Consider the following 25944-nt stretch of genomic DNA (forward strand, 5'->3'; position numbering starts at 1 on the left):
CGTCCGTACACCGTCGCTCCTCTCACGGTGTCGCGTCGGCCGGGTGGTCGGGCGTCGGCCTCCAGTCCAGGAGGACCTTGCCGCACTGACCGCTCCTGACCGTCGCGAGCGCCTCTTCGTACTCGGCGGAGGGATACCGGTGGGTGATGACCGGGGTGATGTCGAGACCGTCCGCGACGAGGACGGACATCGCGTACCAGGTGTCCATCATCTGCCGTCCGTAGATCCCCTTGATCGTGAGCATGGACAGCACGACTTGACTCCAGTCGACGCTGACCGGGCCGGACGGCAGGCCGAGCACGGCGATGCGGCCCCCGTGTGCCATCGACTCGACCATGGTGGGCAGGGCGCTGGGGTGTCCCGACATCTCCAGGCCGACGTCGAAGCCTTCCTTCATGCCGAGCTCGCGTTGGACGTCCGCCAACGAGGTCGTCGTGGCGTCCACCGCCTTGGTGACCCCCATGCGCTCGGCGAGCCGAAGCCGGTAGTCGTTGACGTCGGTGATGACGACGAACCGCGCGCCCGCGTGGCGCACGACGGCCGCCGCCATGATGCCGATCGGCCCGGCTCCGGTGATGAGGACGTCCTCGCCGAGCACCGGAAAGGTCAACGCGGTGTGGACGGCGTTGCCGAACGGATCGAAGATCGCCGCCACGTCGAGGTTGATGTCGGGCGGGTGCGTCCAGACGTTGCTCGCCGGCAGGGTGAGGTAGTCCGCGAAGGCGCCCGCCCGGGTCACACCGATGCCCTCGGTCCGCGCGCACAGGTGCCGCCGGCCGGCCATGCAGTTGCGGCAGCGTCCACACACCAGGTGTCCCTCGCCACTGACGATGTCGCCGACGGCGACGTCCTCGACACCGGGACCCAGCTCGACCACCTGTCCGACGAACTCGTGTCCGAGGATGAGCGGGGTCGGCACATGTCGGCGAGCCCAGTCGTCCCAGGCCACGATGTGCAGGTCGGTTCCGCAGATGCCGGTCTGCCACACCCGGATGAGGACCTCACCCGCGCCAGGCGTCGGGTCGGGCACGTCCTCCAGCCACAGACCCGGTTCGGCCTTGGCCTTCACCAGCGCACGCATGGCCATATCTCCCGCCGGGGGATCTCCCGCCGGGGGCCGGCGTGGCCCCCAGGTCCTTCTGCCCAAGGCCCGCCCTCCGACACCACCACCCGTGGGTGGTCCTGGCGAACGTCAGGTCGTGTCGTGGCGCGCTGGTGTGAGCCGGCTCCAGACTGCTAGCATTCGAACATGTATTCGAAACCGCTCGATGAGCCTCGAGCGTCGCTCCCCGAGCTTCTCTCCGAGATCGACCCGATAGCCCTGGGGCAGGCGGGTCTGCAGGCCTTGGCGTTGGCGGGCACCGCCATCCTGGCTCGTCACGTTGCGAGTGGCGACTCGGTCGGCACCATCACCGACCTGCGCTCGGTCCTGCCGCGTCAGCAGTGGAGCATCCTTCTGCGGGCGCTCGGCGCTTTCGCGGATCCGCGGGACTGGCCTCCCGATGCCGACCGTCGTCGGGCGGAGGCGGCGACGGTCATGTGCCTGCATGCCCGCGCGACGTTGACGCGTCCGAACCGTACGACCTCCCGCCGGGGCGTCGTCTGAGAGGTGGTGCGAACACCCGAGTGGAACGCGCGTGTGCCACGTATGGCACGCGGATAGCGCCATACGTGGCATGCTGTCCACGAGACCCAGCGAGTCACGAAACTCCGTCCGTCCGCGCTGTCGAGCTCCCCGGCATGCTCCAGCCACGACGTCGGCGGCCCACGGGAGTGGTTCGTCCTTTCTCCGCTTGTGCTCCACGTGCAAGACCGCGCCGCCCCTGAGCGACAGCATGACTTCTCGGGCGTGGTCGAGGTCGACCTCGAACATGGCCGCGCACACCACGGAGACGCCTCCCTCGTCCGCTTCGTCGAAGGACTCGTCCGCCCACGCTCGGCGCGTATCGGTGTGCGCGGCCGCAGGGTAGAGGCCATGATCGACATCCGAGGTGGCTCTGTCGGCCGAGCCGCGTGAGGTCGCCGCCGACACCGACCGCCGGTCGGCGGCAACACCGCGGCCGCCACCGGGCAGCTCGTGGTCGACGGGCGACCTGAGCTCGCGCTATGCCGGCTCGGTCCCTGGCGTGGCCGTGCCGTTCGGTGATTGAGCCGCCCCGCCGCCGGTCCAGCCCTCCTTCGCGACGCCACCGGGAATGGGCGCCGATGGGTCGTACGGCGCCCGGGTGAAGATGAACGACGCGAGATCGAGATGGCTGACTCGACCGTCGGGTCCGCGCACGATCCGGAGCGTCTCGCCGGCGTAGTAGCCGTCCAGGCCGACCCACGTGCCGTCCGGACGTCGGCGGAACCTCGACGCTCGCGTGCCGTGAGCGATCGGCGTCAGCTCCAGCTCGTCGCGGCCGCGAGCCCGCAGGATGAACCCCGTCGGGCCCCAGTACCACGTGCCCACGAGGTCGAGGAGCCCGTCGGGCGGCGATGGCAGGGGCGTCCACTCGTCGGGAAGCCGGGGCTCGTGCTGGAGCAGGATCTCGATCAGATCCGACGCGACGGGGCCCAGCCCTGAGGTGGTGTTCGCCAAGGCGACCGCCCCCACGGCCTCGTCCACGTCGACCCACAGCTGGGCCAGGAATCCCGGCATGGAGCCGCCGTGGCCGACCAGCGTGCGGCCGTTCCGCTGCTGGATCTGGAAGCCGAGGCCGTAGCCCGAGACCCATCGCGGGCCCTGCTCGACGATGTTCGGCTCCCGCAGCTCGGCGAGCGTGTCGGCGGAGAGGACGTCACCGGTGTCGCCGGCGACGAACGCCGCCCATCGGCCCAGGTCGGCGACCGTCGACCAGAGCTGCCCCGCCGCCGCCATCGCGCCCGCGTCGTGGGCGGGCTCGGGGAGCAGGACGTCGGCCCAGGGATGCACGGCGAACCCGGACGCGTGCGGTGGCTCGGGCAGGTACGTCGTCCGGCGCATGCCCAGCGGGTCGAGGATTTCCGCGCGGAGGGACTCCCACCAGGAGCGACCCCGGTGCCGCGCCACGACCTCCCCGAGGATCGCGAAGCCGACGTTCGAGTAGTGGTGACGGCGGCCGGCCCGGTGCCGGAGCGCCTCCGGCCTGAGCTGCGCGGCCAGGTCGGACCAGGGTCCCCCGGGCGTGCGCTCCCACCACGGCCCCTCGGTCTCCGCCTGGAGACCAGATGTATGCGACAACAGCTGGGCGATGGTGCGGTCGCCGAGCGCGGTGCCAGGCACGTGCCGATCGAGCGGGTCGGCGAAGTCGAGCCGGCCCTCGTCACGGAGCCGGGCGACGAGGACGGCGACAAAGGTCTTGGTGATCGACCCGATCCGGTACTGCGTCGAGGGGGTCGGTGGCGCGTCGCCGACCCGGCCGCGTCCGGCCGTCCAGACCAGCGCTCCGTCTCGAACCACGCCCACGGCCAGGGCGGGGATCCGAGAGTCGGCTTGCTCGCGCGCCACCCGGTACAGCAGGGCTCGCCCAGTTTCTGGCAGCACGCTCTCTGGCAGCACGGTCTCTGGCAGCACGGTCTCTGCCGGCACGGTCTGTGGCGGCACGCCTGCGGGCGTCATGGTGCCGTCGTCCCGGCCGTCGCTCGTCCTGACGCTCCTCCTCGAGGCGTCGACCTCCCGCTCCGCCGGGTGCTCGGCCGAGGAGGAGGTCGAACGAGCGCTGGCCGGATCGGTCACCTGGTCGATGTGTCCGGAAGAACCGGTCCCTGGAGGCATGCGGGCAGCGTAGACAGTCACGCGCGGTGCCGCAGCCGGACACTCGCCGGTTCGCGGCGGTGCCCCCGCGGCGTGGGCATGGTGACGACCGCCACGTACACTGCGATGCGTGCCGGCACGCGGCGACGGACGTCTTTCCCACGACCTCGACCCCGCCGACCACACGCCGAAGGACGCCTGCGGTGTCTTCGGTGTCTGGGCACCAGGGGAGGAGGTCGCCAAGCTCACCTACTTCGGCCTGTACGCGCTGCAACACCGCGGGCAGGAGTCCGCGGGCATCGCGGTCAGCAACGGACAGCAGGTCCTCGTCTACAAGGAGATGGGCCTGGTGTCGCAGGTCTTCGACGAGGCGGTCCTGGAGTCCTTGCAGGGTCACCTCGCGATCGGGCACTGCCGCTATTCCACGACTGGGTCCAGCGTCTGGGAGAACGCGCAGCCGACATTCCGGCCCACGCCACGCGGAGGGCTCGCGCTCGCCCACAACGGCAACCTGACCAACTCGGCCGAGCTGCTCGACCTGGTCGACAAGCGAGCGGCCGAGGTGGGCCTCATGCCCCTCCCCGCGCGTGGTGAGCGGGGCACGACCGACACCGACCTGCTCACGAGCCTCCTCGCCTGTCACCAGGACGGTTCGCTGGACGACGCGGCCGCCGACGTCCTCCCTGAGGTGCGTGGCGCGTACTCGCTGGTGTTCATGGACGAGACCACGCTGTACGCCGCGCGTGACCCGCAGGGCATCCGGCCGCTCATGATCGGTCGGCTCGCGTCGGGTTGGGTGGTGGCCAGCGAGAACGCCGCCTTGGACATCGTGGGCGCGACGTTCGTGCGGGAGGTCGAGCCAGGCGAGCTGGTGGCGATCGACGATCAGGGTCTGCGGTCGCGACGCTTCGCGCCGGCGGATCCCAAGGGCTGTCTCTTCGAGTACGTCTACCTCGCTCGACCTGACACGAAGATCGCCGGACGCTCCGTCCACGAGAGCCGGGTCGAGGTGGGGCGGATGCTCGCTCGGGAACATCCCGCCGACGCGGATCTCGTCATTCCCGTGCCCGAGTCCGCCACCCCGGCCGCGATCGGATACGCGGAGGAGAGCGGCATCCCCTACGGCCACGGCCTGGTGAAGAACAGCTACGTCGGTCGGACGTTCATCCAGCCGACCCAGACGATCCGGCGGCTCGGCATCCGGCTGAAGTACAACCCGCTGCGCGAGATGATCGAGGGCAAGCGGCTGGTCATGGTCGACGACTCGATCGTGCGCGGCAACACCCAGCGGGCGCTCGTTCGGATGCTGCGAGACGCCGGAGCTCGTGAGGTGCACGTCCGGATCTCCAGCCCACCGGTCAAGTGGCCGTGCTTCTATGGCATTGACTTCGCCTCGCGATCGGAGTTGATCGCCGCCGAGCGTGAGGTCGACGAGATTTGTGGGGCGATCGGCGCCGACTCTCTCGGTTTCATCTCGCTTGATTCGCTGATCGCCGCCAGCGGCCAGCCGCGAGAGCGGCTGTGCCGCGCATGCTTCGATGGCGCCTACCCCATCGAGATCCCGCAGAGCACCCGCAGGGGCAAGTTCCATCTCGAGGTGGCGATCTCCGGCCGGTGAGGGGTCGGGGTGCCCAGCACCCCGACCCTCCGGCCGGACGAGCGCCACCGGACTGATCCCCCGTCCCCAAGGAAGGACGCCGAGACGTGACGGAGCCGACCAAGCCGATCTCCTACGCCAGCGCGGGGGTCGACATCGAGGCCGCCGACCGCGCCGTCGCCCTCATGCGGAGCTGGGTGGAGAAGACCCGGCGGCCCGAGGTGGTCGGCGGAATCGGGGGCTTCGCCGGGTTGTTCGACGCTTCCGCGCTCCGGGACTACCGGCGGCCGCTTCTGGCCACCACGACGGATGGGGTCGGCACGAAGGTCGCGATCGCCCAGGCACTGGACAAGCACGACACGATCGGCTTCGACCTCGTCGGCATGCTGGTCGACGATCTCGTGGTCTGCGGTGCACAGCCGCTGTTCCTGACCGACTACATCGCCTGTGGGAAGCTCCAGCCGGAGCGGATCTCGCTGATCGTCAAGGGCATCGCCGAGGCCTGTGTGGTCGCTGGCTGCTCGCTGGTCGGTGGGGAGACGGCTGAGCACCCCGGCCTGCTCGAGCCCCACGAGTACGACGTGGCCGGTGCGACCACCGGCGTGGTGGAGGCGGACGAGGTGCTCGGGCCGGATCGGGTGCGTCCTGGCGACGTCGCGATCGCGATGGCGTCGTCCGGCTTGCACAGCAACGGCTACTCGCTGGTCCGGGCGGTCCTGCGTCAGACGGGCCGTCGGCTTGACGAGCACGTCGACGACCTGGGCCGGACCCTCGGGGAGGAGCTGCTCGAACCCACCCGCATCTACGCCAAGGACTGCCTCGCGCTGGCTGAGCGGGTGGAGGTCCACGCGATGGCGCACATCACCGGGGGCGGGCTCGCCGCGAACGCGGCGCGCGTGCTCCCCTCGAACGTCGACCTCGTGCTCGACCGCTCCACGTGGGCTCCGCCCCGGATCTTCACCCTGCTGGGCGAGTGGGGTGCGGTCGAGGACGCCGAGCTGGAGCGCACCTTCAACATGGGCGTCGGCATGCTGGCGCTCGTCGCTGACGAGCACGCAGATGCCGCGGTCGGCCTGCTCGCCGACCGCGGCATCCATGCCTGGGTCGCCGGAAAGGTGCAGCCAGGTGAGGGCTCCGCTGTTCTCGCGGGAAGTTACGAGCGGAGTTGACCGCGAAAGGTCGTCCGCGGTCAGCGGCGACGCGCTACGCGATCGTCCTCGTCGACCCCGTCGTCGTACTCGTCGTAAGGGTCGTCCTCGGCGTGAACGTCACCGTTCTTGCCGCCACGACCGGACAGCTCGCGCTGCAGCGCTTCGAAGTCGGGGTCGTGGGTGCGGTATTTCAGCGCCCGGGCGACCTTCGTCTGCTTGGCCTTAGCTCGGCCGCGCCCCATGGGTCGACCCCCTCGCACAACATAAAGCGGGGCAACACGTCCGAGACGTGCGCCCTCGGGCTCTCGGTTTCATCTGCTCGTGAGTCAACCGTACCGGCTTCTACCTCGATCACGCACGTCGGGTGGGTGTTGAACGCCACACTGTCCGGAAGTTTTCCACAGCTTGTCCACATGTTGTTGACCATGATCGCCCGGAGGTCGTCGCTCCGCGCCCGATCATTCGCGAAACGTAGCGCATAGGACACGCTTAGTGATCAATTGCGGCGGAAAACCCGTCGCGCGGCCAGGTCCGGCAGTCTCGTTCAGCGGACGGAATGCGGCTGCTGATCGCGGTCCAGGTGCGGTAGGAAGGGGGACGCCCGCGCGGCGTCGGGGATCAGGTCGGACCCCGTACACCCTCGGGCCAAGGCCACCGGAAGCGTGGTGGCGCGGACCTCAAGGGAAGCGGTGACATGACGCAGCGCTCGGTGCTCGTCACAGGGGCAGCCGGTCACGTCGCTCGGCTCCTCATGCCGGGGCTGGGTGACTACTCCCTCCGCCTCGTCGACCAGCGGCGTCCCGATCCCGACGTCGCCGACGTCGCCGACGTTCGGCTCGGCTCTGTCGTCGACCGTGCGTTCGTCGCCGAAGTCCTCGACGGGGTGGACACCGTGGTCCACCTGGCCGCCAATCCCTCCCCCACCGCCACGTGGGACGCCCTGTCCGCGCCGAACGTCGACGCCGTGGCGGTCGTGCTGCAGGCCGCGGTGGAGGCCGGCGTCCGCCGGGTCGTGCTCGCCAGCTCGGTCCACGCGATGGGTGCCTACGTGCAACGGGAGCAGCACCCCGTCGATCCGAGCTGGCCGCCGTCACCGTGCTGTCCGTACGGCGCGAGCAAGGCCTTCGGGGAGGCGCTCGGCCGGACCTACAGCTACCGCACCGGGCTGTCGGTCATCTGCCTGCGCTTCGGCGGTGTCCAGCCGCGGCCGTTCTCAGTCGGTGGGCTCGCGAGCTGGCTCGGGCCGGCCGACCTCCGGCAGCTCGTCGTGCGGGCGATCGAGGCTGAGGGTGTCTCCTTCGGGGTCTACCACGGGGTGTCGGCCAACACCCGCTCCGAGTGGGACATCACCAACGCGCGGAAGGAGCTCGGCTACCAGCCAACGTGTGATTCCGAGACCTTCGCGAACGAAGTCCATCCGACGACGACACGAGGTCTGTGCGCGCCAGGTCCCGTGGCCTGGCCGCTCGCGGACCAGTGAGATTCACGACCGACGCACGAGCTGACGAGCGTCGCCAGGGGTGACAGACGACCCCGCTCGCTCCAGAGATCGTTCATGCGGCAGGAGGAGACAGTGGCCGACAAGATCCGCGTGCTGGTGTGGTCCGAGCACACCGCGCCCAAGGAGATGTACCCCCACGACATCAACGGCGCCGTCGCGGACGGGCTGCGCCAGGATCCCGCGAGCTTCGAGGTGAGCACCGCCGAGCTCGTCGACCCTGGCCAGGGTGTGCCGGAGGAGACGCTCGCGCGCACCGACGTTCTCGTCTGGTGGGGCCACCTCCTTCACGGCGCCGTGCGCGACGAGACCGTCGACCGGATCGAACGGCACGTGAAGGAACGCGGCATGGGGTTCCTCGCGCTGCACTCCGCCCACATGGCCAAGCCGTTCACCCGGTTGATCGGGGACGACGGGCGCATCGGTGGCGTCCGGCACAACGCGGGCCCGGAGTCGATCAAGGTGCTCGCTCCCGATCACCCGGTGGCCGCCGGGGTCAGCGACTTCGTCATCGAGGACGAGGAGATGTACGACGAGGAGTTCGGCTGCGGCAAGCCGGACACGGTCGTCTTCCACTCGACTTTCCCGGGCGGACACGAGTTCCGGTCCGGCTGTGCCTACACGATCGGTGCGGGGCGGGTGTTCTACTTCCGGCCCGGCCACGAGGAGAACCCCACCTACTACCGCGAGGACGTGCGCCGCATCATCCGCAACGCCGTCCGGTGGTGCGCCGGTCGCGTCTGACGCGGGTCGTGCCCCGGCGAGGGCGTGTGGGCCGAGGGGCAGACGGGAAGGACAGGGGGTCGGGTGGGGACGACGCCGACCCGACCCCCTGTCTATGTCCAGCACTACCCGCGTCCGCGGCGACGTGACCTCTTCAGGGCCTTGCCAAGAACGGACAGCGGGCCGTCGCACACGCCGCAGGCGCCGTACGACCAGGGTGTCGAGAACGACCAGGGTGTGACGGAAGACCGACTCGCGGGGTTCGGTGTCGAGGAGCTCGGTCGAGGTTGTGATCGCCCCACGACTCGAGCCCCCACCCACGTCGAGGGCCGGGCCTGGGTCGTCAGGTGGAGGAGCTGATGTCGTCGCCTGACACCACGGCTACGGCTTCCACCTCGACGAGGATCTCCGGAGCCGCGAGCCCGGCGACCACGGCCAGCGACTGCGCCGGCCAGTCGCCCTCGGGGAACCACCGGCTGAACGCCTCGCCCAAGGATGCTCGGTAACCGGGCAGGTGCTCGGAACCAGCCACCATGGCGAAGAGCTTGACCAGGTGCTGTGGCTCGGCGCCTTCCGCGCGCAACAGCGTCTCGAGGTTGGCGAGCGCCTGGCGCGTCTGCGCTTCCGCGTCGGCGCCGGCCATCGAGCCGTCGGGCAGCACGCCGATCTGTCCGGAGACATAGAGCGTGCGAGCTCCCGCTGGAACGACTGCCAGGTGGCTGTACCGTCCGACCGGTGCTGCGAGACCCGGCGGGCTCCAGCGGCGGATCGTCCCCGGCACCTCTGTTGTCCTCCCGTCTCGGCGACTCGGTTCGTGCGGATCACCCTAACCGCACCTCGCCAGGACGCACGTCGGTGGACTCGAGCCGGGTACGGAGGCGAGCGATGGCTCCAGGTCACCTCAGTCGGGCGCGGGTGACCCGGACGTCGCGGTCACCGAGCCAGAGCGGACGCAGCCGGCGCGCCTGCGCGATGCGCCGCTCGGCGAGCCGATCGGCGGCCGCGGCCGGCGGGATTCCTTCCGCGGTGGCGATGTCGAGCACTCGCCGGGTGGTGTCGAAGATCCGTGCGGCCCGAGCCTCGGCTCGCTCGAACGAGAACCCATGGAGCTCGTCCGCGACCTGGATGAGGCCGCCGGCGTTGACCATGTAGTCGGGCGCGTAGAGGATGCCGCGCTCGTCCAGCACCTTGTCCAAGCCCGGGTGCGCGAGCTGGTTGTTGGCTGCGCCGCAGACGATGGAGGCACGCAACGCGGACACCGTGGCCGCGTCGAGCGCGCCGCTGAGCGCGCACGGCGCGTAGATGTCGAGGTCGGCCCGAGCCAACGTGGGCGCGTCGGCGACCACATCGACCTGCGGGTAGTGGGCGCGCACCTCCTCGATCGCGGCGGCGCTGATGTCGGTGATCACCACTTCGGCGCCGTCCTCGACGAGGTGACCGACGAGGCGGCGGCCGACCTTGCCGACACCGACCACGCCGACGCGGCGTCCACGCAAACTCGGTGTCCCCCAGCGGTGTTCGGCGCACGCGCGCATGGCCTGGAACACCCCGAACGCCGTCAGGATGGCGGAGTCACCCGACCCGCCTCTATCGGTGGTGCGTCCGGTGACGTAGTCGCACTCCTCGGCGATCAGGTTCATGTCCGACGCTTCGGTGCCAACGTCGCAGGCGGTGATGTAGCGGCCGCCGAGCGACTGGATGAACCGCCCGTACGCCCGAAGCAGCGCCTCGGACTTGTCACGGGCGGGATCGCCGATGATCACCGCCTTGCCGCCGCCCAGGTCCAGTCCGGCCAGGGAGGCCTTGTAGGCCATCGCGACGGACAGGTTGAGGACGTCGCGGAGGGCGGCGTCCTCGTCGGGATACGGGTGGAATCTCGTGCCCCCGAGAGCAGGGCCGAGAGCGGTGGAGTAGATCGCGATGATCGCGCGTAGTCCGCTGGCTTCGTCGGCGCAGAAGACCACCTGCTCGTGGCCGCTGTAGCGGCCAAAGACCTCGGTCACGGTGGTGACTCCTCGTCCGGTCGGCTCGCTGTTGGCGCCCCGGCCACCTCCTCCACGATAGACCGCTTGGCGCCGGGATGGATCTCTCTGGACAGGTGCCGCGAACTTGGGGAGAGGTGCACGATGGGTGTATGCGGACTTCCGTCGTGCCGCCGTACAGCTGCTACCTGCGGGTCTACGAGCCGGTGGCGGCGTTCGGGCGGGACGAGCGGGAGCTTCTCGCGCCGTGGCTGGAGGGCGTCGAGCGGCCGTCCACGGCCGCGTTGACAGTGGCCGAGCAACGGGTCTGGCTCGCGGCCTTGCTGCCGGCCTTTCCCTCCGACGCGATGATGACGGAGCGCCGCGCGTACGTGGTGGAGGTCGACGGCGTTCGCTTCGTCTGTCCCGATGAGCCCGCCTTACGGATCCGTCAGGCGCTTCGCGACCTGGTGTCCGTGCTGTCGGATGACGTGCTGCGGGTGTTGATCCCCGCAGGAGGGCTCGACGGCGTCGACTTCAGCGTCCTGTGCGAGGACGATGCGGGCAAGGATGATTTCCCGCACATTTTGACCGCTCGATGGCACGTTCCGCTGGCCTGGTTCGTCATCTTTAGTGAGGACCAACGCACGGTTCGGACCGAACCAGAGCGTTCACTCCGGTACCTGACGCCGATGGTGGACGCTCGGCGCAGGATCGCGCGTGCGTACCGGTTGCTCCGCCGAACATGGCCGGACTGGGACCTAGGGGCCCTGGTGGACTTGGGACGCTGGTTGGAGGCGTTTCATCCCCATGCGTGGGTGGAGCTCGACTATGGCGGGCTCGTCCACCTCGTGAGCCCTGAGGCTTTGGCCGAGGACCAGTCGGCCAAAGACGTGACTGCCGCGCTTCAGGCGGTCGCAGAGGGTAACGACGAGGAGGCGCTCATCGTCTACCGTCGACTACGGAAGCGATGGTGGTCCGTGCGCGCGAAGGAGCGTGCGTCGTGAGACATCGGATCCGGGCCGGTAGATTCTGGAAAAACTGGGCGCAACGCCTGGGTTGCGAGTTACGGTGAGTCACGTGAGAAGGGGTGGGCCGAACCGGATACGTCACGTGGGGGATGTATGACGCGACGTAGTCGCGGTGTGACGTATCCCGGAGCAGCCCATCCTCCGACCAGATGAGAGCACCAAATGGAGGGTGCGGGACGGACGAGAACCGTCCGATTCTCGTGGAGGAGGCCGCTCATGACGACACGTTCGCCGGAGACGGAGTCTCTGCTGACGCCGGCAGAGGTCGCGGCCATGTTCCGGGTCGACCCGAAGACGGTGACCCGGTGGGCCAAGGCCGGCAAGCTCAGCTCGATCCGGACGCTGGGGGGACACCGGCGCTACCGCGAGTCCGAGGTGCGTGCGCTGCTGGCAGGCGTGCTCCCTGAGCAGCGCGGGGGAACGGGGGAAGCGGAAGGCCGCTGACCAGCGGACCTTCGGTGACATGCTCAGAGACTCGTCACAACGCAGAGACGACGAACACGATGGCGGTCCACCCGATGGTGGACCGCCATCCTCATGTCCGCCACGATCCCTGGCACGTCGTCCCGCCCCACGGCTCCCAGGCGTGGACGACGGAGGTTCCGCTCAGTGAGCCCGAGAGTCTGTCGTTCTCCCCAGGTCTCGGCGCCTCTCGTCTCCGCTCCTGGTGGCGGGTGGCAGGCCGCATGAGCGGACACCTGCGAGGCCGGTGACAGACAGTAGTAGAGAGATCGCAAAGTAGTCACAGAGCGTCGCGATCAGGCGGTCGTGGCCGAATCGGTACCAATCGAGGGCTCCCCAGCACGATCACCACGCCCTACAGTGACCGCCAGGGCGGATCCACGAGGAGGTGCGACCGTGCGTGAGGACCCGCGACCTCGCTGGTTCGCCCGCACGGGGGCCCTCGTGGGTGTCCTCGGGCTGCTCGCTCTCGGAGCGCTCGGGCTGAGCTGGCAGGAGCGGGTCACCGTCGAGGCCGATCGCATCCCCGCGAACGTGCTGGTCGCGCTACTCGGCGTGGTGTTGGGCGTCGGGCTGGTGGTGGTCGTCGTGTCCCTGATCTTGGCGCGAGGCCAGGGTCTCCCGGGTCCCGCGCCGAGGCGCACGAGCCGTTCCGTCCTCATCGCGCAGGGGATCCTGCTGCTGGGTGCGATCTTCCTCCTCTACCACTACCGGGACCGCATGGGCCGTCGAGCCGACGGCTCCGGTGTCCCACCCCCGCCCGTCGCCACGCCCATCCCCGCGCCCCAGGAGGGAGGTCCCGGGACGCGCGCTCCGGGTCTCGAGCCGACCTGGTCCTGGCCGGTGGCGATCGCGGCTGGTGTCGTGCTCGGTCTCGTCCTCCTCGCCGCGGCCTGGGTCCTCCGCAAGACCGCCACCACGACCGAGCCAACCCGCGAGCTGACGGCGGCCGACGTGCGGCGTGTCGTCGCCGCCGGGCGGGCGGCCCTCGCCGAGATCGACGCGCCTCGCGCCGCGGTGATTCGGGCGTACGCCGCGATGGAGCAGGCGCTCCGGGACGTCGGCGTGGAGCGGCGACTCGCCGACACCCCCACGGACCTTCTGCGCAGGGCTGAGGCGGCCGGTCTCCTCAGCGACACCGGGAGCGCGGCGGCCCGTGACCTGTCCCGGCTGTTCCAGCGCGCCCGCTTCTCTCGACGCCCACTACCTCCGGACGCGCGCTGGCAGGCGTCCGCCGCCCTCGAACGGCTGGAAGCCGAGCTCCGCAGGACGTCGGCGGCTGAGGTCGGCGCAGCCGAAGCCTCCGTGGCCGGGTCACGTGTGGCGACGAGTCCGGTGCCGCACGGGGGCGTCCACGGTGAGCGGGAGGGGAGGAGCGGCGGATGACCGAGCTGCGCGGCCTCCTCGGGCTCCTCCTCGTCTTCGCCGTCCTCGCCCAGGGGCTGCGCGGACTGCTGCTCGGCCTCACGATCGTCGCCCTCAACGAGCTGCTACACCAGCTGCTTCGCCTCGAACGACCATGGCGGAGGCCGCGCTCGCCGGGACCGCAGCGAACGTCTCGAGGGCGGTGGCTCCGGCCGCCATCCTGGCTGCGGCGAGCCTGGTCGCGACGACCCCGCTGGCTCCGCCTGCCCTCGTGGCTTCGGCAGGAGCGCTCCCCGTCCCGGACCGGCTTCCCGAGCTACGACCGCATCCTCGGCGAGATCGCTTGGGCGAGCTACTCCCGACGAGACTTCGACACAGGCCTGCGCGTCCGTCTCCTGGACGCCCTCGCCGTCCGGCTCGCCGACGAGCACGGTGTCGACCTCCGCGCACAGCCTGACCTGGCCCGCCAGCGTCTCGGCGACGACGCGTGGGCGCTCCTGGCGCCGGACCGACCGCCCAGCCGAGACCGCGACGCGCCGGGTGTCGACCTGCCGGAGCTGGACCGTGTCGTGACGGCGATCGAGCGTCTGCGACGCACGCACGAAAGGAACGCATGACCACGACCACTCCGACGCTGAACCTCGACCAGACCCGCGAGCGCGCCCTCGCCATTCTCGACGAGGTGGAGCGGGTCATCGTGGGCAAGCGCGACGCCGTGGAGCTCGTGCTGCTGGGCATTCTTGCCGGTGGGCACGTCCTGCTCGAGGACCTCCCGGGTCTCGGCAAGACGATGCTCGCCCGATCGTTCGCGCAGGTGCTCGGGCTCAGCTTCGACCGAGTGCAGTTCACCCCCGACCTGCTGCCGCAGGACCTCACCGGCGCCTCGGTCTACAACCAGAAGACGGCCGAGTTCGTCTTCCGTGAAGGTCCCGTCTTCACCCAGCTGCTCCTCGCGGACGAGATCAACCGGACACCCCCGAAGACCCAGGCCGCGCTGCTGGAGGCGATGGAGGAGCGGCAGGTGTCCGCCGACGGGGTGACCCGCCCGCTGCCCCGCCCGTTCGTCGTCCTGGCCACCGAGAACCCGATCGAGTACGAGGGGACCTACCCCCTGCCCGAGGCGCAGCTGGACCGGTTCATCCTGCGAACCCGCCTCGGTTACCTGCCGGCCGACCAGGAGGCCGAAGTGGTACGCCGGCGCCTGCGGCGCGGGTCGGCTCCACCGGCGTTGACGAAGATCGTCGACGACACCGAGCTCCTCGCCATGATGGAGTCCCTGGAGCTCGTCGAGGTCCACGACGACGTGCTGGAGTACGTGGTGCGCGTGGTCCGGGCGACACGTGAGCATCCCAAGGCCCAGGTGGGCGCGAGCCCGCGCGGCACGCTCGCGGTGACCCAGCTGGCGCGGGGCGCGGCGATCCTCGCCGGTCGGGACTACGTAACCCCGGAGGACGTCAAGCGGGTCGCGGTCGCCGCCCTCGGACACCGGCTGGTGCTGCGGCCGGAGCTGTGGGTTCGTCGGCTGTCCGGGGACGACGTCGTGGCCGAGGTGCTGGAGGAAGTCCCGACGCCGTCGACGCAGATCCTGGAATCGACTCGGTGATGAGCGCTCCACCGGTCCCCGTTCCCACCTGGACCGACGGTGGGCGGGTCGGGGCGCTCTCGCTGCCTCCGGTCGACGTTGTCCTGGAGTGGCACGTGAGCCGCCTGGCCTGGCGGTTGGCGTTGGTCGGCGTTCTGGCGGTGGCGCTGGGGGTCATCACCGCGCGACCGGAGCCCGTCGTCTTGGCGGCGCCGTGTCTGGTGGCGGTCGTCGTCGCGCTCCGGCAGCCGCGTCCGGCGTCGGTGACCGTCAGCGCGGAGGTGTCGGAGTCCCGCACCTTCGAGGACGAGCCCGTCCAGGTGACGGTCCGCCTCCGCGCGCCCCAGCGGCTCGGCACGATCACTCTCCACCTCGACCTGCCGGGACCGCAGACACCCGTTCGCTCCGAGGACCCACGTCAGGCGTCCGCGACGACCCGCGGTGGGCCCTCGCCCGCCCAGGACGGCTCCTCCACCGCGGACGACTCGTCCGACGCCACGCCGACGACGGCGACCGACGGGGACGTCGCCCCGCCGGGGAGGCCGGGATCGTTCGACGTGCCGGATGGGCGCGTCCGCCAGGCGTTCGCGGTCGCTGAGCTCGTGGCGCGGTGGACCGTCCGAGCCCAACGCTGGGGGCGATGGCGGCTGGGACCGCTGCGGATCCGGGTGCGCACGCCTGGCTGGGGTTACGTCGGGGTCGCCAACCTTCGGCTCTCGGAGCTCACGGTGTTCCCGCCACCGGCGCGGGCGCGCGACATCACCATCCCACCCATGCTGCTGGCCCGGCTCGGGACGCACGTGGGGCGGCGAGCCGGGTCGGGGAGCGAGTTCATCGGGATTCGGACGTTCGCCGTCGGCGACGCCGTCCGACGGATCAACTGGCCGGTGAGCACCAGACGGATCACGTCCGGGGAGCTGTACGTCAACGAGTACGCCGCCGAGCGCGCCGCCGACGTCGTCGCGGTCGTGGACACGACGACGGACGTGGGTCCCGCTGGCTGGTCCAGCCTCGACATCGGTGTGCGAGGCGCTGCCTCGGTCGTGCAGGCGTACCTGCGGTACGCGGACCGGGTGGGCATCGTGGCGCTCGGCGGCCGTGTCCGGTGGCTGAAGCCCGACGTCGGGACCCGGCAGTACTACCGCGTGGTCGAGACCCTGCTCGCGTCCCGGCTCGACGGCAGTTTCGTCGAACCGGATCTCTTCCGACTGCCTCGGCAGGCGCTGCCACCGGGTGCGTTGGTCTTCGTCTTCAGCCCGCTGCTCGACCCCCGCGTCATCGATGTGATCCGTGACCTGCGCGAGCGTGGCCATCCGGTGGTGGTGGTCGACGTGCTCACCACCGAGCCTCCCGTCCGTGGTCGGCGCGTCGGGCCGTGGACGGAGGAGCAGCGACACATGGCGTTGCGCATCTGGCGCTTGGACCGGGAGGTGCTCGTCCGGGAGCTGGAAGTCATCGGCGCCACCGTCGTGGTGTGGGACGAGACGGCCGGTGTCCCGCTGGAACGGGTCCGGCTGCAACCATTGCTGCGAGGTGGTCGGTGACTGTCGCTCGTGTCGTCCGACTTGCCTCAGGCGGATCTGGGCTCGGGCTCGTCGCGGTGGCGCTCACCGTTCTGCCGTCGGACGCGCGATGGCAGGTCGGCGGCTTCGCGGCGATCGGCGTGGTGCTCGCGACGCTGCGCACTCGGATGGCGTCGCTCGTCTCCTGGGCCCTGGTCGTCTTGCTCCTGGGCGTCGCGTTGGCCGCCGACTCTGGCCGGGTGCCGGTGCCGACGGCCGCCGTCCTCGGTCTGCTCGCCTGCGTGTACGTGGCGCTCACGGAGCTGGCGGAGGAGCTGGACGACCGTGAGCCGCAGCGACGCGGGACGGGGGAGCCTGCTGGCGAGCTCGTCGAGCGGTCGGACGTCAGGGAGGTGGCCGGGTGGCTGCGGTCGGCGGGACCGCTGCCTGGCGCCGCGCTGCTGGGAGCCGTGGCGTTGGCCGCCGCGGTCGTTCTGCCGGCGCCGGCCGGTGTGGTCTGGCTGGTCGTCGTCGCGCCGCTGGCGCTGGTGCTCGGGGTCGGGGTGGCTCTTCGCCAGCAGGGAGCGTCGCGGCGTCAGGCGTCTGACGATCGATGATCCGGCGAGCGACACGGAGCGCCGCCCTTGGCGCTCCGCACTCAGCCCACAGGCCTCCCCCAAGCGCCCAGGACCTGAGGCCCGTTGGCCCCGGTCCCTCCTGTCGTCTGACCGCATCCTGAAGAGGGTGACGACCCGACCTGACGGCGGCGCTGAGCCGCCCGAGCGTCCGGCCGAGCGGGATCGTCCCGGCGAGCCGCGTCGAATCGGCGAAGCGCCACGCGAAGCGGATCGACCCGGCGGATCCGGACCGGGCGAGCGTTCGCGCGTGCCTCACCCACGTCGCCAGCCTTCGCCCGTGGCGCCAGCCGAGCGTGCGCACGACGAGCCACCCGGTGATCAGGTGGGACGCCGCCGAGAGGGGCTGGCCCGGCCGCGAGATCGGCACTCGGCATGGCTGGCGCTCGCCTTCGCCGCCGTCGCGCTCGTGGCGGCCTGCCTGGGCGGCGTCGTCGGCGGGATGATCGGCGCCGGCACGGTGCGCGAGGAGCCGCAGACCCGAGCCACCCAGCCCGCACGAGTCGACCAGGCCGTTCTGCCTCGTGTGGTGTCGGCTGTCGCGCCGAGCGTGGTGGAGCTGCGGGTCACATCGTTGGCCGGAGCGGAGACCGGATCGGGGATCGTCCTGTCCGACGACGGTGTCATCCTCACCAACCACCACGTCGTGTCCGGCGTCGACGGCGGTGAGATCACCGTGCGCTTCAACGGCGAGCGCTCCACCGCGTCCGCGCGGGTGCTGGGCACGGACGCGCGGCGCGACCTCGCCCTCATCCGCGCCGAGGGCGTGTCGGGACTACGACCGGCGAAGCTCGGCGACTCCTCGCGCGTCCGTGTGGGGAGCCCCGTGTTGGCGATCGGCTCGCCCGAGGGACTGGAGGGAACGGTCACCGCGGGCATCGTCAGCGCGGTCAATCGGGACCTCCGCGTCGGAGGCGACGACGGGGATCCACCGGTGACCTACCGAGCCATCCAGACCGACGCCTCGTTGAACCCCGGCAACTCCGGTGGGCCGCTCGTCAACATGGCCGGCGAGGTCATCGGGGTCAACTCCGCCATCTACGCAGGGAGGACGGCGGAGGAGCGCACCGGGCTCGGCTTCGCCATCCCCATCAACGAGGCGAAGAAGGTCATCGACCGGTTCGACCCGATCGATCGTCCAGGGCGCTGACGAGGGTCCCAGCCCACGGCAGGAAGGGGTGGGTGGCGGACCCGGCGGGGGAACGTCCTAGGGTGCCGGCCGTGTCCGCGACGTACAAGCTCATCATCTTCGACTGCGACGGTGTCCTGGTCGACAGCGAGCCCATCGCCCTCCGGGTCGACGCCCAGCTGTTCGCAGAGCTCGGGTGGCCGCTGTCGGAGGAGGAGATCGCGCGCCGCTTCACCGGCCGAACGACCCAGTACATGATGGATGAGCTGGCCCGGCACATCGGCCGACCCGTGCCGCCTGACGTCGTGGCCCGATACAACGCACTCTTCCGCGAGCTCATCACCACCGAGCTCAAGCCGGTGGACGGCATCCTGGAGGCCCTGGACAAGATCACCACCCCGACGTGTGTGGCCTCGAGCGGCAGCCACGAGAAGATGCGTCTCACGCTGGGTGTGACGGGCCTGTACGAGCGGTTCGAGGGGCGCATCTTCAGCGCGACCGAGGTGAAGGCGGGCAAGCCGGCGCCCGACCTGTTCCTGCACGCGGCGGCGTCCATGGGCGTCGACCCCGCAGACTGCGCTGTGGTCGAGGACAGCGAGTACGGCGTCGCGGCGGCTAGGGCCGCCGGGATGGCGGTGTTCGCCTACGCCGGTGGGGTGGTCCCGGTCGAGCGACTGGAAGGCCCCGGAACGGTCATCTTCACGGATATGCGTGAACTGCCCCGCTTGCTCGGGGAGGTGCGATGAGCGACGAGGGCGGAGCGGGCTCGTTTTGATTTCCGATTCCGCTTGAGTTTTCATTTTTGTGCGCTGGTTCGATAGCGCACGGGGCGTCGAATCGGCGCTTGGAGTGAGACCAATGAGCGCGCGCGTATTATCGGACCGGTGGTCGAAAAGCCGCCGAGACGGAAGCTGTCCGGGGCCGCGCGCACTCTCGTGTGGATAGCGCTGCTCGCGGGCGGCTACTACGCCCTCGGGCTGCTCGCGCTCCAGGAGGAGATCGGCGGCGTTGAGACGCGTCTGCTCTGGGCACCGACCGGGCTCTCGCTCGCGGCGCTGCTCTACCTCGGGCCTCGCGTGTGGCCTGGTATCTGGTTCGGGTCGATGCTGATCAACGTCTCCCTGGAGCGCCCGATCGTGCCCTCGTTCCTGATCGCCACGGGCACCACCGTCGGGCTGTTGTGCGCGTACTGGCTCATGCGGCGCGCTGGGTTCCGGAACGAGATAGATCGCGTCCGGGACGTGCTCGCGCTCATCGGCCTGGGCGCGGGGCTGGGGATGGCGATCGGGGTCACGCTCAATACCACGGTGCTCACGACCTATGGCATCGGAGTGCCGCTGGAATACCTCCCGCGGTGGTTCGACGTCTGGACGTACTTCGCTTTGGGTGTCCTCGTCGGCACCCCCATCTTTCTCGTCCTTTGGCAGGTTTTCCCGATTCGTCGAATTCGGCTGCTCCGGGCGATCGAGGCGGTCGCGTTGCTGGGCTGCACGGTCCTGGCGGCTCTCCTGGCGACCAACAGCGCGCAGCATCCGTTCTACCTCGTGTTTCCCGTCATGATCTGGGCGGGGCTGCGGTTCGGGTTGCCGATGGTGGCGCCCTGCGCGGTGGTGGCGTCGACGATGGTGATCGTCGCCGCCGAGCAGGGGCACGAGGCTTTCGCCGGGGAGTCGGACATCCCGCGGGAGGCGCTGATCCAGGCCTTCATCGCCTCACTCACGTTGACGGGGATGGTGCTGTCGGCGGCGATCAGGCAGCGGGACGCCGCGCACGCCGAGGTGGAACGCACGGCGACGGAGCTGGTCGGCGTCATCCACCAGCTCGACCGTCGGCTCCGCCCGAGGATCACTCCCCCTCGACGTGCGGCCGAATCCTTGAGGTCTCCACCCGAGCTCACGCCGGGGCCTCGTGGACGTGACCCCACCACACAGTGACGCGCCGCGGCATCGCCGCGTCGTCCTCGACGTCGCGCCTCGCCGCTGACGGAGGAACGCTCAGCCGCGTCGTGGAGGTCGGCGTTGGCGGGTCCTTGGCTACGGGCGCCCGTCCGCGCACAGCTCCCCCGCATGGGGGAGGGGCGGCCGTCCCTACGTCCTGGTCCCTGGTGGCCCTCGGTCATCGGCTCGGCGTTCCCGACCGACGCGATGTCCCGGGGCACCACCATGGGGGACGTGGTTCCCGCGAGGCGAACCGCCCACGGGCGGGACCCCTACCTCGACCTGCTCCGCGCCCTCGCGCTGGTGCGGGTGCTGGTCTACCACGCCTTCGGGTGGGCGTGGCTGACGTTCGCCTTTCCCGCCATGGGCGTGATGTTCGCGCTCGCGGGCTCGCTGATGGCGCGGTCTCTGGACGCGCGCCCGCCGATCTCGGTCGTGGGTGGGCGCCTGCGTCGCCTCTTGCCGCCTTTCTGGGCGTTCGGTCTGTTCGTCGTGCCCGCGATGCTCCTGCAGGGGTGGTCCCCAGCGGCCGACGACAGCCACGGGGATTGGTGGGCCAAGTTGGTGTACTGGCTGTTCCCCCTCAACGACCCGCCGGGAAGCGCCGAGGCGAGCCAGGTCGTCACGCCCCTGTGGTACGTGCGCGCGTACCTGTGGTTCGTCCTGCTCTCGCCGGTTCTCTTGCTGCTGTTCCGTCGCTGGCCCTGGCCCACGGTCACGGGTTCCCTGGTCCTGGTCGGGTTGTTGCAGGCGGGACTGTTCCCGCTGTCCGCGCAGGGCCTGTCGAACGTGGTCTGGACGCTCGCCATCTTCGGCGCGTGCTGGCTGGTGGGCTTCGCCCACCGCGACGGACTGGTCGATCGCCTGCCGCACACGCGTGTCCTCGCGCTGGTGGCGGGCGCTCTGCTGGTGGGTGGAGTGTACGCGCTCACCCATCCGGGCGACCAGGGATACGACCTCGGCGGGATCCCCGTCGCGCAGGCGTTCTGGTCGTTCGGCTTCGTCCTTCTCCTGCTGCGCTTCCGCCCACGCGATCTGCGCTGGCTCGCTCGACTCCCCGGTGTCGAAGCGCTCGTGTCGCTGCTGAACCAGCGCGCGGTGACGTTCTACCTCTGGCACCAGGTCGCCCTCATCGGGGCGGTCCTGCTCATCGACCAGATGTGGGCGGTGCCCGCGTTCCAGCAGGCGCTGCCGTTGGGCACGGACTGGTGGAAGCTCGTCGTCACCTGCCCGCTCATCGTCGTCGCCCTGCTGGCATTCGGCTGGGTGGAGGACCTCGCCGCACGGCGTCCGCCGCGCCTGTGGCCGGTCACCGGCCGACGCACGACGACGCCAGGGATGAGCCGGCGCACCGAGACGGCGTGACGCGGCGGTCGGGCCAGTCCCCAGCGCGCTACGCTCGCGGCCATGTCGAGTCACCGTGGAGTCGCTGTCGTCACAGGCGGAAGTCGAGGTATCGGTGCCGCCACCGCCTTGCTGCTCGCGCAGCGCGGGTGGGACGTCTGCATCGGGTACCACAGCGCCCAGGACGCGGCCGAGGCCGTCGCCCGAGCCTGTGAGGAGCGGGGTGCCAAGACGGCCGTGGTCCGCTGCGACGTGGCGGTCCCCGACGACATCGCCGCGCTGTTCGCCGCGGCCGACGCCCTGGGCACGGTCACCGCGCTGGTCAACAACGCCGGCATCGTCTACAAGAGCGGCACCCGGCTCGACGAGATCACCCCGGAACGGCTGGAACGCATGCTCGCGGTCAACGTGGTCGGCGCCTTTCTGTGCGCTCGCGAGGCGGTCCGGCGGATGTCGAGCCGGTACGGCGGCTCCGGTGGCGCCATCGTGAACGTGTCCTCGACGGCGGCTCGTCTCGGCGGACCCGGCGAGTACGTCGACTACGCCGCGAGCAAGGGGGCCGTGGACTCGATGACGGTGGGTCTGGCTCGGGAGGTCGCGGAGGAGGGGATCCGGGTCAACGCGGTCCGCCCGGGCCTCATCGAGACCGAGATCCACGCCAGCGGTGGCGACCCGGACCGGGTGCGGCGGAACGCTGGCCGGGTGCCCATGAAGCGGGGCGGTCGGCCGGAGGAGGTCGCCAACGCGATCGTCTGGCTGTGCTCCCCGGAGGCGTCCTACGTCACCGGCGCGCTGCTCGACGTCAGCGGCGGCCGCTGACCCGCTCCCACCCTCCGTCAGAGGGCCTCCGCCCAGGGGGATGGCCGCCGGGTCCCATCCGCCATGTCGCAGCCCCGCGGGCGGGTGCCTGGGGCAGGCGCCCGCGCGTGAGGAACGTACGCCGGGTTCACCCCGATACGTGACGCTGATCCTCGCCGGCGACACCCGCCCTCACCGGCCCGACCGGCTCCTGGCCGCGAAGGCGTCCGCGGCGTTGTGTCATGCTCGGCGACCGTGAAGGGCAGCGGGGCATCGCTCGTCGGCCAGGCTCACCTCGGATCGGTGCGGTCGGGCTCCCCGCGGTGGCGGCGGCTCCTCAGCACGGCCAGCCCGCCGCCGCTGCTGGTCGGTGTCGCCGCGGTGGCCCTCGCGGCCTTCACCTGGCGCATCGGCCGTCCAGCGTTCTGGCTGGACGAGGTCGCCACGGTGCAGGACGCGAGCAAGCCACTGCCGGAGCTGCTCGCCTTCCTTCGGCAGCGCGACGCCGGCCTCGGACCGTACTACCTGGCGATGCACGTCTGGCTGCGCTTCGGTGAGGCGGAGTGGTGGGCCCGGCTGCCGTCCGCGCTGGCCATGGTGGTCGCCGTCGTGGCGGCCACCGACGTGGCTCGCCGCCATGCCGGGCAGTGGGCCGGCCTGCTCGCTGGCTTCTTGCTCGTCCTCTCGCCGGCGGCGACCCGCTACGCCCACGAGGCGCGCCCGTACGCGTTCGCGATCGCGTTCGCCGTCCTCGCCGTCTGGGTGCTCGACCATCTCGACGGCCGACGCCGCTGGTGGGCGGTCTACAGCGGGACGGTCGCGCTGCTCGGGCTGAGCCACGTGGTCGGCCTGGTGACGCTCGTGGCCCACCCGCTGTTCGTCTGGGCATCCGGTGATCGGCGGTTCGGGCGGTGGTTGGTCGCCGCGGGCGTGGGGGTCCTGCCTCCCGCCGTGGTGGGCTGGTTCGCGTTCCAGGCTCGCTCGACGGTGGCGTGGATCCCGAAGCCGGACCTGGAGCGGGTACGGCTGGCCTTCGCGGAGATCGTCGGCGGGTGGGAATACCTCACGCTCCTCGGAGCGCTCGCCGTCGTCGCCGTGGTCCGCACACGGGACCGGTGGACCGCAGGGCTCGTCGTCTGGTTCGCTGTGCCGCCGCTGCTGCTGGCGCTCGTGGGCTTGGTCACCCCGTTGTTCCTGGCGCGCTACCTCGTCGTCTGCACCCCCGCGCTCGTGCTGCTGGCGGCCACGGCCGTCCGGGCGCCGTGGCAGGTCGCCGCCGGCGTCGTGGCTGCCGCTGTGGTGGCTGCCACCGTCATCGCCTGGCCGGAGCACCAGCGGCTTCGGCTGCCGTACGGGCACGGGCCCGACTACCGTGCCGCCGCCCGCGCCATCGCGGCGGACTGCACCGGTGGCGTCGCCGGTCGACACAGTCTGGCGGCCGTGCGGACCATGCCGTACTACGTCGAGCGTGAGGGGTGCGAGCTTCCCTGGTTGAGCGGAGCCGTTCCTGCGCACGTCGACCGGATCTGGGTGGTCCAGTGGGACTGGGACCGGAGTGAGCCCACACCGGGCCCGGGGGCGACCGTCTTCCGGATGGTTGACGATGTCACGGTCCCAGGTCTGCGGCTGACCTTGTGGCGACGGTAGCGAGGACTGATCGCGCGAACGGTCGCTGCCAGGCGCGGCGGCGGGGGCGCCGCCCGCGCGGGGCGACTACGCGGCCCCGCGGTGGACGCCCGGGCGCCAGCCGCTGACGACCGCCGCCACGACCGAGACGAGGTAGAGCTGGCCGACCACGGCTTCGAGCACGGTGACCATGCGGGCGAGGTTGCTGACCGGGCCGATGTCGCCGATCCCGACGGTGGTGATCGTGATCACGCTGTAGTAGAGGCAGTCGCCCGGGCTGGGCGGTGCGCTCGTGCCGCCCAGGTACGGCGCCACGAGCGCACCGCCGATCTCGTGGAGCGACGAGAACAGCATGGCGATGAGCAGGTAGATGCACAGGACGCCGAGCACCGTGGCGAGGTCGACGCGGGCGCGGCGGACCATGAGGTATCGGATGACCAGGCTGCTCGTCACGGTCACCAAGGCCAGCGTGGTGCTCGCGGTGAGCACGGTCAGGACGGTCCCGCGGGCGAAGGCGGTGGCGAGGGCGGCCACGACCACCGCTGCCGCGCTGACCACGGCGATGGCGCCCGTCCGTCCGCGGCTCAGGCGGCGGATCCGGAGCGCGGCGAGGAGGACGAGGGCGAGCGCGACGGTGCGGGCGAACGAGCCGAGCAAGCGCTCGCCCGTGGTGATGACCAAGGCATAGGTGACCAGCAGTCCGCCCAGCAGCCAGGAGAAGGCGACCACGCGCTGTCGTTGAGCGTTTCGACCATGGGCCCCGGTGGATCCACCACGCGGCGAGACCGGTGCGTTCTCGCCTCCAGTGCTCATGACCTCCCTCGCTCGGGCAGCGGATCCGGCTGACCCTGCCGGCGACCCGCATGCGCTATCCAGGAGTACCCAGGTGGCTGCCTGACCAACCTTGCGAGCGGAGCGCCGGAGAGCGCCTTTCGTCGAGACCGAACGCGGGCATGACCCTGGTCTCTCCTCCTAGCAGGATCTTCCTAGCTCAGGATCTTCGCCTTGGCCTCCTGGTACTCGGCCGCGGAGATGTCTCCCCTCTCGCGAAGCTGCGCGAGCTTGCTGAGCTCGTCCGCCTGACTGGGGACTCGCGCCGTGCTGCGCACGTAGCTCTGGAACGCTTCTTCCTGCCGCTGGAGCTGTGCCAGGTCTCGTTCACTCATCGAGCGGCCGTGCGCCACCAGGTAGGTGAGGACGCCGAGGAACGGGAGAACGAGCACGAACAGGAGCCACCCTGCTTTTCCCCATCCCCCCAGATAGTGATTCCGGAAGATGTCGGTGATCGTGCGGATCAGCAGGAAGATCCACAAGACCCAGACGAAGAAGAGGGTCATGGTCAGAAATGCGCTGAGCAATGGGTAATCCATGTCATCCCCTCACGGTCGGGCGAGCCGGTTTTCGACCGCATTGCGGTCTGTCGAGGACCGAGTCGTCGAGGTCGTTGTGGGCCGCGTAGGCGGGGGCCGGTGTGCGATTCGCGCTTTGATCGTCCTTTCTCAGCGGCGTCGCCGGACCGTGAACATGCTGGACAAGAGCCCCAGGATCCAGGCGATCGACAGGGCCGCCCACAACGGGATCGTCACCTCAGGAATGAGCAACCGTACGGTGGTGGGCGCGGAGTTCTCGAAAATGAAGATCAAGCTGATCACCGCGAGCAGGACGAAACCCACAACACGGCGAGAGCCCAGACGGGCCAGGAATGAGCGGTGTTCTGGCTCCTGCTGAACGCGGGTCATGAGCCCTCCACCCGGGTGAGCGCATCAGGCCTTCGCTTCCACCGTGCGCTCGTCGTCGTCGGCGCGGCAAGGGTCGAGAGCACAGAGTTTCCAGGCACGAGCGACGCGCGTGGCCAGCGCATCGGACAATCCTGGCTTCAGGGTTTCTC

At 70.5% G+C, this 25944-nt stretch carries 26 protein-coding genes; 18 read left to right on the forward strand and 8 right to left on the reverse strand.

Annotation, left to right across the window (positions count from 1 at the left end; all coding sequences use genetic code 11):
- Positions 1 to 22: 22 nt before the first annotated feature.
- Positions 23 to 1081 carry an L-threonine 3-dehydrogenase gene (tdh, locus tag DFJ64_RS10390; RefSeq protein ID WP_115851978.1) on the reverse strand — a complete coding sequence of 353 codons (1059 nt, stop codon included), beginning with the start codon at positions 1079 to 1081 and terminating at the stop codon, positions 23 to 25.
- A 168-nt stretch (positions 1082 to 1249) separates the two neighbouring features.
- Here tdh and DFJ64_RS10395 point away from each other — a divergent pair, with 168 nt between their 5' ends.
- On the forward strand, positions 1250 to 1606 hold the full coding sequence (locus tag DFJ64_RS10395; protein ID WP_115850281.1) for a hypothetical protein: 357 nt from the start codon (positions 1250 to 1252) through the stop codon (positions 1604 to 1606).
- 498 nt (positions 1607 to 2104) lie between these two features.
- On the opposite strand, the gene DFJ64_RS10405 is transcribed toward DFJ64_RS10395, so the two are convergent.
- Positions 2105 to 3736, reverse strand: coding sequence for a serine hydrolase domain-containing protein (locus tag DFJ64_RS10405; protein ID WP_245941055.1), 1632 nt, complete (start codon positions 3734 to 3736; stop codon positions 2105 to 2107).
- 109 nt (positions 3737 to 3845) lie between these two features.
- Here DFJ64_RS10405 and purF point away from each other — a divergent pair, with 109 nt between their 5' ends.
- Both purF and purM read left to right on the forward strand, forming a co-directional pair.
- Positions 3846 to 5333 (forward strand): amidophosphoribosyltransferase, encoded by a 1488-nt coding sequence (purF, locus tag DFJ64_RS10410; RefSeq protein WP_115850283.1) that lies wholly within the window; start codon positions 3846 to 3848, stop codon positions 5331 to 5333.
- A gap of 86 nt (positions 5334 to 5419) precedes the next feature.
- Positions 5420 to 6481 (forward strand): phosphoribosylformylglycinamidine cyclo-ligase, encoded by a 1062-nt coding sequence (purM, locus tag DFJ64_RS10415; RefSeq protein ID WP_115850284.1) that lies wholly within the window; start codon positions 5420 to 5422, stop codon positions 6479 to 6481.
- A gap of 20 nt (positions 6482 to 6501) precedes the next feature.
- Here the strand turns inward: purM and DFJ64_RS10420 are convergent, their stop codons facing one another.
- A complete protein-coding gene (locus tag DFJ64_RS10420; protein WP_115850285.1) occupies positions 6502 to 6705 on the reverse strand; it encodes a DUF3073 domain-containing protein in 204 nt (67 codons plus the stop codon).
- A 452-nt stretch (positions 6706 to 7157) separates the two neighbouring features.
- Here DFJ64_RS10420 and DFJ64_RS10425 point away from each other — a divergent pair, with 452 nt between their 5' ends.
- Both DFJ64_RS10425 and DFJ64_RS10430 read left to right on the forward strand, forming a co-directional pair.
- Positions 7158 to 7943, forward strand: a complete 786-nt coding sequence (locus tag DFJ64_RS10425; RefSeq protein WP_115850286.1) for an NAD-dependent epimerase/dehydratase family protein — start codon at positions 7158 to 7160, stop codon at positions 7941 to 7943.
- A 93-nt stretch (positions 7944 to 8036) separates the two neighbouring features.
- Positions 8037 to 8705, forward strand: a complete 669-nt coding sequence (locus DFJ64_RS10430; protein WP_170152569.1) for a ThuA domain-containing protein — start codon at positions 8037 to 8039, stop codon at positions 8703 to 8705.
- Between the two features lie 322 nt (positions 8706 to 9027).
- Here DFJ64_RS10430 and DFJ64_RS10440 read toward each other — a convergent pair whose 3' ends face one another.
- Together DFJ64_RS10440 and DFJ64_RS10445 are read right to left on the reverse strand one after the other, a co-directional pair.
- Positions 9028 to 9465, reverse strand: coding sequence for a RidA family protein (locus DFJ64_RS10440; RefSeq protein WP_245941056.1), 438 nt, complete (start codon positions 9463 to 9465; stop codon positions 9028 to 9030).
- Between the two features lie 115 nt (positions 9466 to 9580).
- Positions 9581 to 10687, reverse strand: a complete 1107-nt coding sequence (locus DFJ64_RS10445; RefSeq protein WP_115850289.1) for a Glu/Leu/Phe/Val family dehydrogenase — start codon at positions 10685 to 10687, stop codon at positions 9581 to 9583.
- Positions 10688 to 10818: 131 nt separating this feature from the next.
- On the opposite strand from DFJ64_RS10445, the gene DFJ64_RS10450 reads away from it, so the two are divergent.
- From DFJ64_RS10450 to DFJ64_RS10515, 13 genes are all read left to right on the forward strand, one after another.
- Positions 10819 to 11652 carry a DUF8083 family protein gene (locus DFJ64_RS10450; protein ID WP_115850290.1) on the forward strand — a complete coding sequence of 278 codons (834 nt, stop codon included), beginning with the start codon at positions 10819 to 10821 and terminating at the stop codon, positions 11650 to 11652.
- Positions 11653 to 11892: 240 nt separating this feature from the next.
- Positions 11893 to 12120 (forward strand): BldC family transcriptional regulator, encoded by a 228-nt coding sequence (locus DFJ64_RS10455; protein WP_115850291.1) that lies wholly within the window; start codon positions 11893 to 11895, stop codon positions 12118 to 12120.
- A gap of 414 nt (positions 12121 to 12534) precedes the next feature.
- Entirely contained in the window at positions 12535 to 13524 is a 990-nt protein-coding gene (locus tag DFJ64_RS10465) for a DUF4129 domain-containing protein (RefSeq protein ID WP_115850293.1), read from the forward strand.
- Positions 13521 to 14120, forward strand: coding sequence for a hypothetical protein (locus tag DFJ64_RS10470; RefSeq protein WP_115850294.1), 600 nt, complete (start codon positions 13521 to 13523; stop codon positions 14118 to 14120). Before DFJ64_RS10465 ends, DFJ64_RS10470 begins: the two co-directional genes overlap by 4 nt.
- Positions 14117 to 15106 (forward strand): AAA family ATPase, encoded by a 990-nt coding sequence (locus DFJ64_RS10475; protein WP_115850295.1) that lies wholly within the window; start codon positions 14117 to 14119, stop codon positions 15104 to 15106. Before DFJ64_RS10470 ends, DFJ64_RS10475 begins: the two co-directional genes overlap by 4 nt.
- Positions 15106 to 16629 carry a DUF58 domain-containing protein gene (locus DFJ64_RS10480; protein ID WP_115850296.1) on the forward strand — a complete coding sequence of 508 codons (1524 nt, stop codon included), beginning with the start codon at positions 15106 to 15108 and terminating at the stop codon, positions 16627 to 16629. The genes DFJ64_RS10475 and DFJ64_RS10480 overlap by 1 nt, the downstream gene beginning before the upstream one ends.
- Positions 16626 to 17204, forward strand: a complete 579-nt coding sequence (locus tag DFJ64_RS10485) for a hypothetical protein (protein WP_115850297.1) — start codon at positions 16626 to 16628, stop codon at positions 17202 to 17204. The genes DFJ64_RS10480 and DFJ64_RS10485 overlap by 4 nt, the downstream gene beginning before the upstream one ends.
- A 298-nt stretch (positions 17205 to 17502) precedes the next feature.
- Entirely contained in the window at positions 17503 to 18372 is an 870-nt protein-coding gene (locus tag DFJ64_RS10490; protein ID WP_245941057.1) for a S1C family serine protease, read from the forward strand.
- A 71-nt stretch (positions 18373 to 18443) separates the two neighbouring features.
- A complete protein-coding gene (locus DFJ64_RS10495; RefSeq protein ID WP_115851982.1) occupies positions 18444 to 19097 on the forward strand; it encodes an HAD family hydrolase in 654 nt (217 codons plus the stop codon).
- Positions 19098 to 19235: 138 nt separating this feature from the next.
- Positions 19236 to 20285: an MASE1 domain-containing protein gene (locus DFJ64_RS10500; RefSeq protein WP_170152570.1), complete on the forward strand. Its 1050-nt coding sequence runs from the start codon at positions 19236 to 19238 to the stop codon at positions 20283 to 20285.
- Positions 20286 to 20522: 237 nt separating this feature from the next.
- A complete protein-coding gene (locus DFJ64_RS10505; RefSeq protein ID WP_211310562.1) occupies positions 20523 to 21653 on the forward strand; it encodes an acyltransferase family protein in 1131 nt (376 codons plus the stop codon).
- A 42-nt stretch (positions 21654 to 21695) separates the two neighbouring features.
- Entirely contained in the window at positions 21696 to 22451 is a 756-nt protein-coding gene (locus DFJ64_RS10510) for an SDR family oxidoreductase (protein WP_115850299.1), read from the forward strand.
- A gap of 234 nt (positions 22452 to 22685) precedes the next feature.
- Positions 22686 to 24077, forward strand: coding sequence for a glycosyltransferase family 39 protein (locus DFJ64_RS10515; RefSeq protein WP_115850300.1), 1392 nt, complete (start codon positions 22686 to 22688; stop codon positions 24075 to 24077).
- Positions 24078 to 24143: 66 nt separating this feature from the next.
- Here the strand turns inward: DFJ64_RS10515 and DFJ64_RS10520 are convergent, their stop codons facing one another.
- The 3 genes from DFJ64_RS10520 to DFJ64_RS10530 all read right to left on the reverse strand — a co-directional run bounded on the left by DFJ64_RS10520 (position 24144) and on the right by DFJ64_RS10530 (position 25795).
- Positions 24144 to 24785 (reverse strand): potassium channel family protein, encoded by a 642-nt coding sequence (locus DFJ64_RS10520; RefSeq protein ID WP_170152571.1) that lies wholly within the window; start codon positions 24783 to 24785, stop codon positions 24144 to 24146.
- Between the two features lie 257 nt (positions 24786 to 25042).
- Positions 25043 to 25426: an SHOCT domain-containing protein gene (locus tag DFJ64_RS10525; RefSeq protein ID WP_115850302.1), complete on the reverse strand. Its 384-nt coding sequence runs from the start codon at positions 25424 to 25426 to the stop codon at positions 25043 to 25045.
- A 129-nt stretch (positions 25427 to 25555) separates the two neighbouring features.
- Positions 25556 to 25795, reverse strand: coding sequence for a LapA family protein (locus DFJ64_RS10530; protein WP_115850303.1), 240 nt, complete (start codon positions 25793 to 25795; stop codon positions 25556 to 25558).
- Positions 25796 to 25944 lie beyond the last annotated feature (149 nt).

Source organism: Thermasporomyces composti (genome assembly GCF_003386795.1).
Taxonomy (GTDB): Bacteria; Actinomycetota; Actinomycetes; order Propionibacteriales; family Actinopolymorphaceae; genus Thermasporomyces; species Thermasporomyces composti.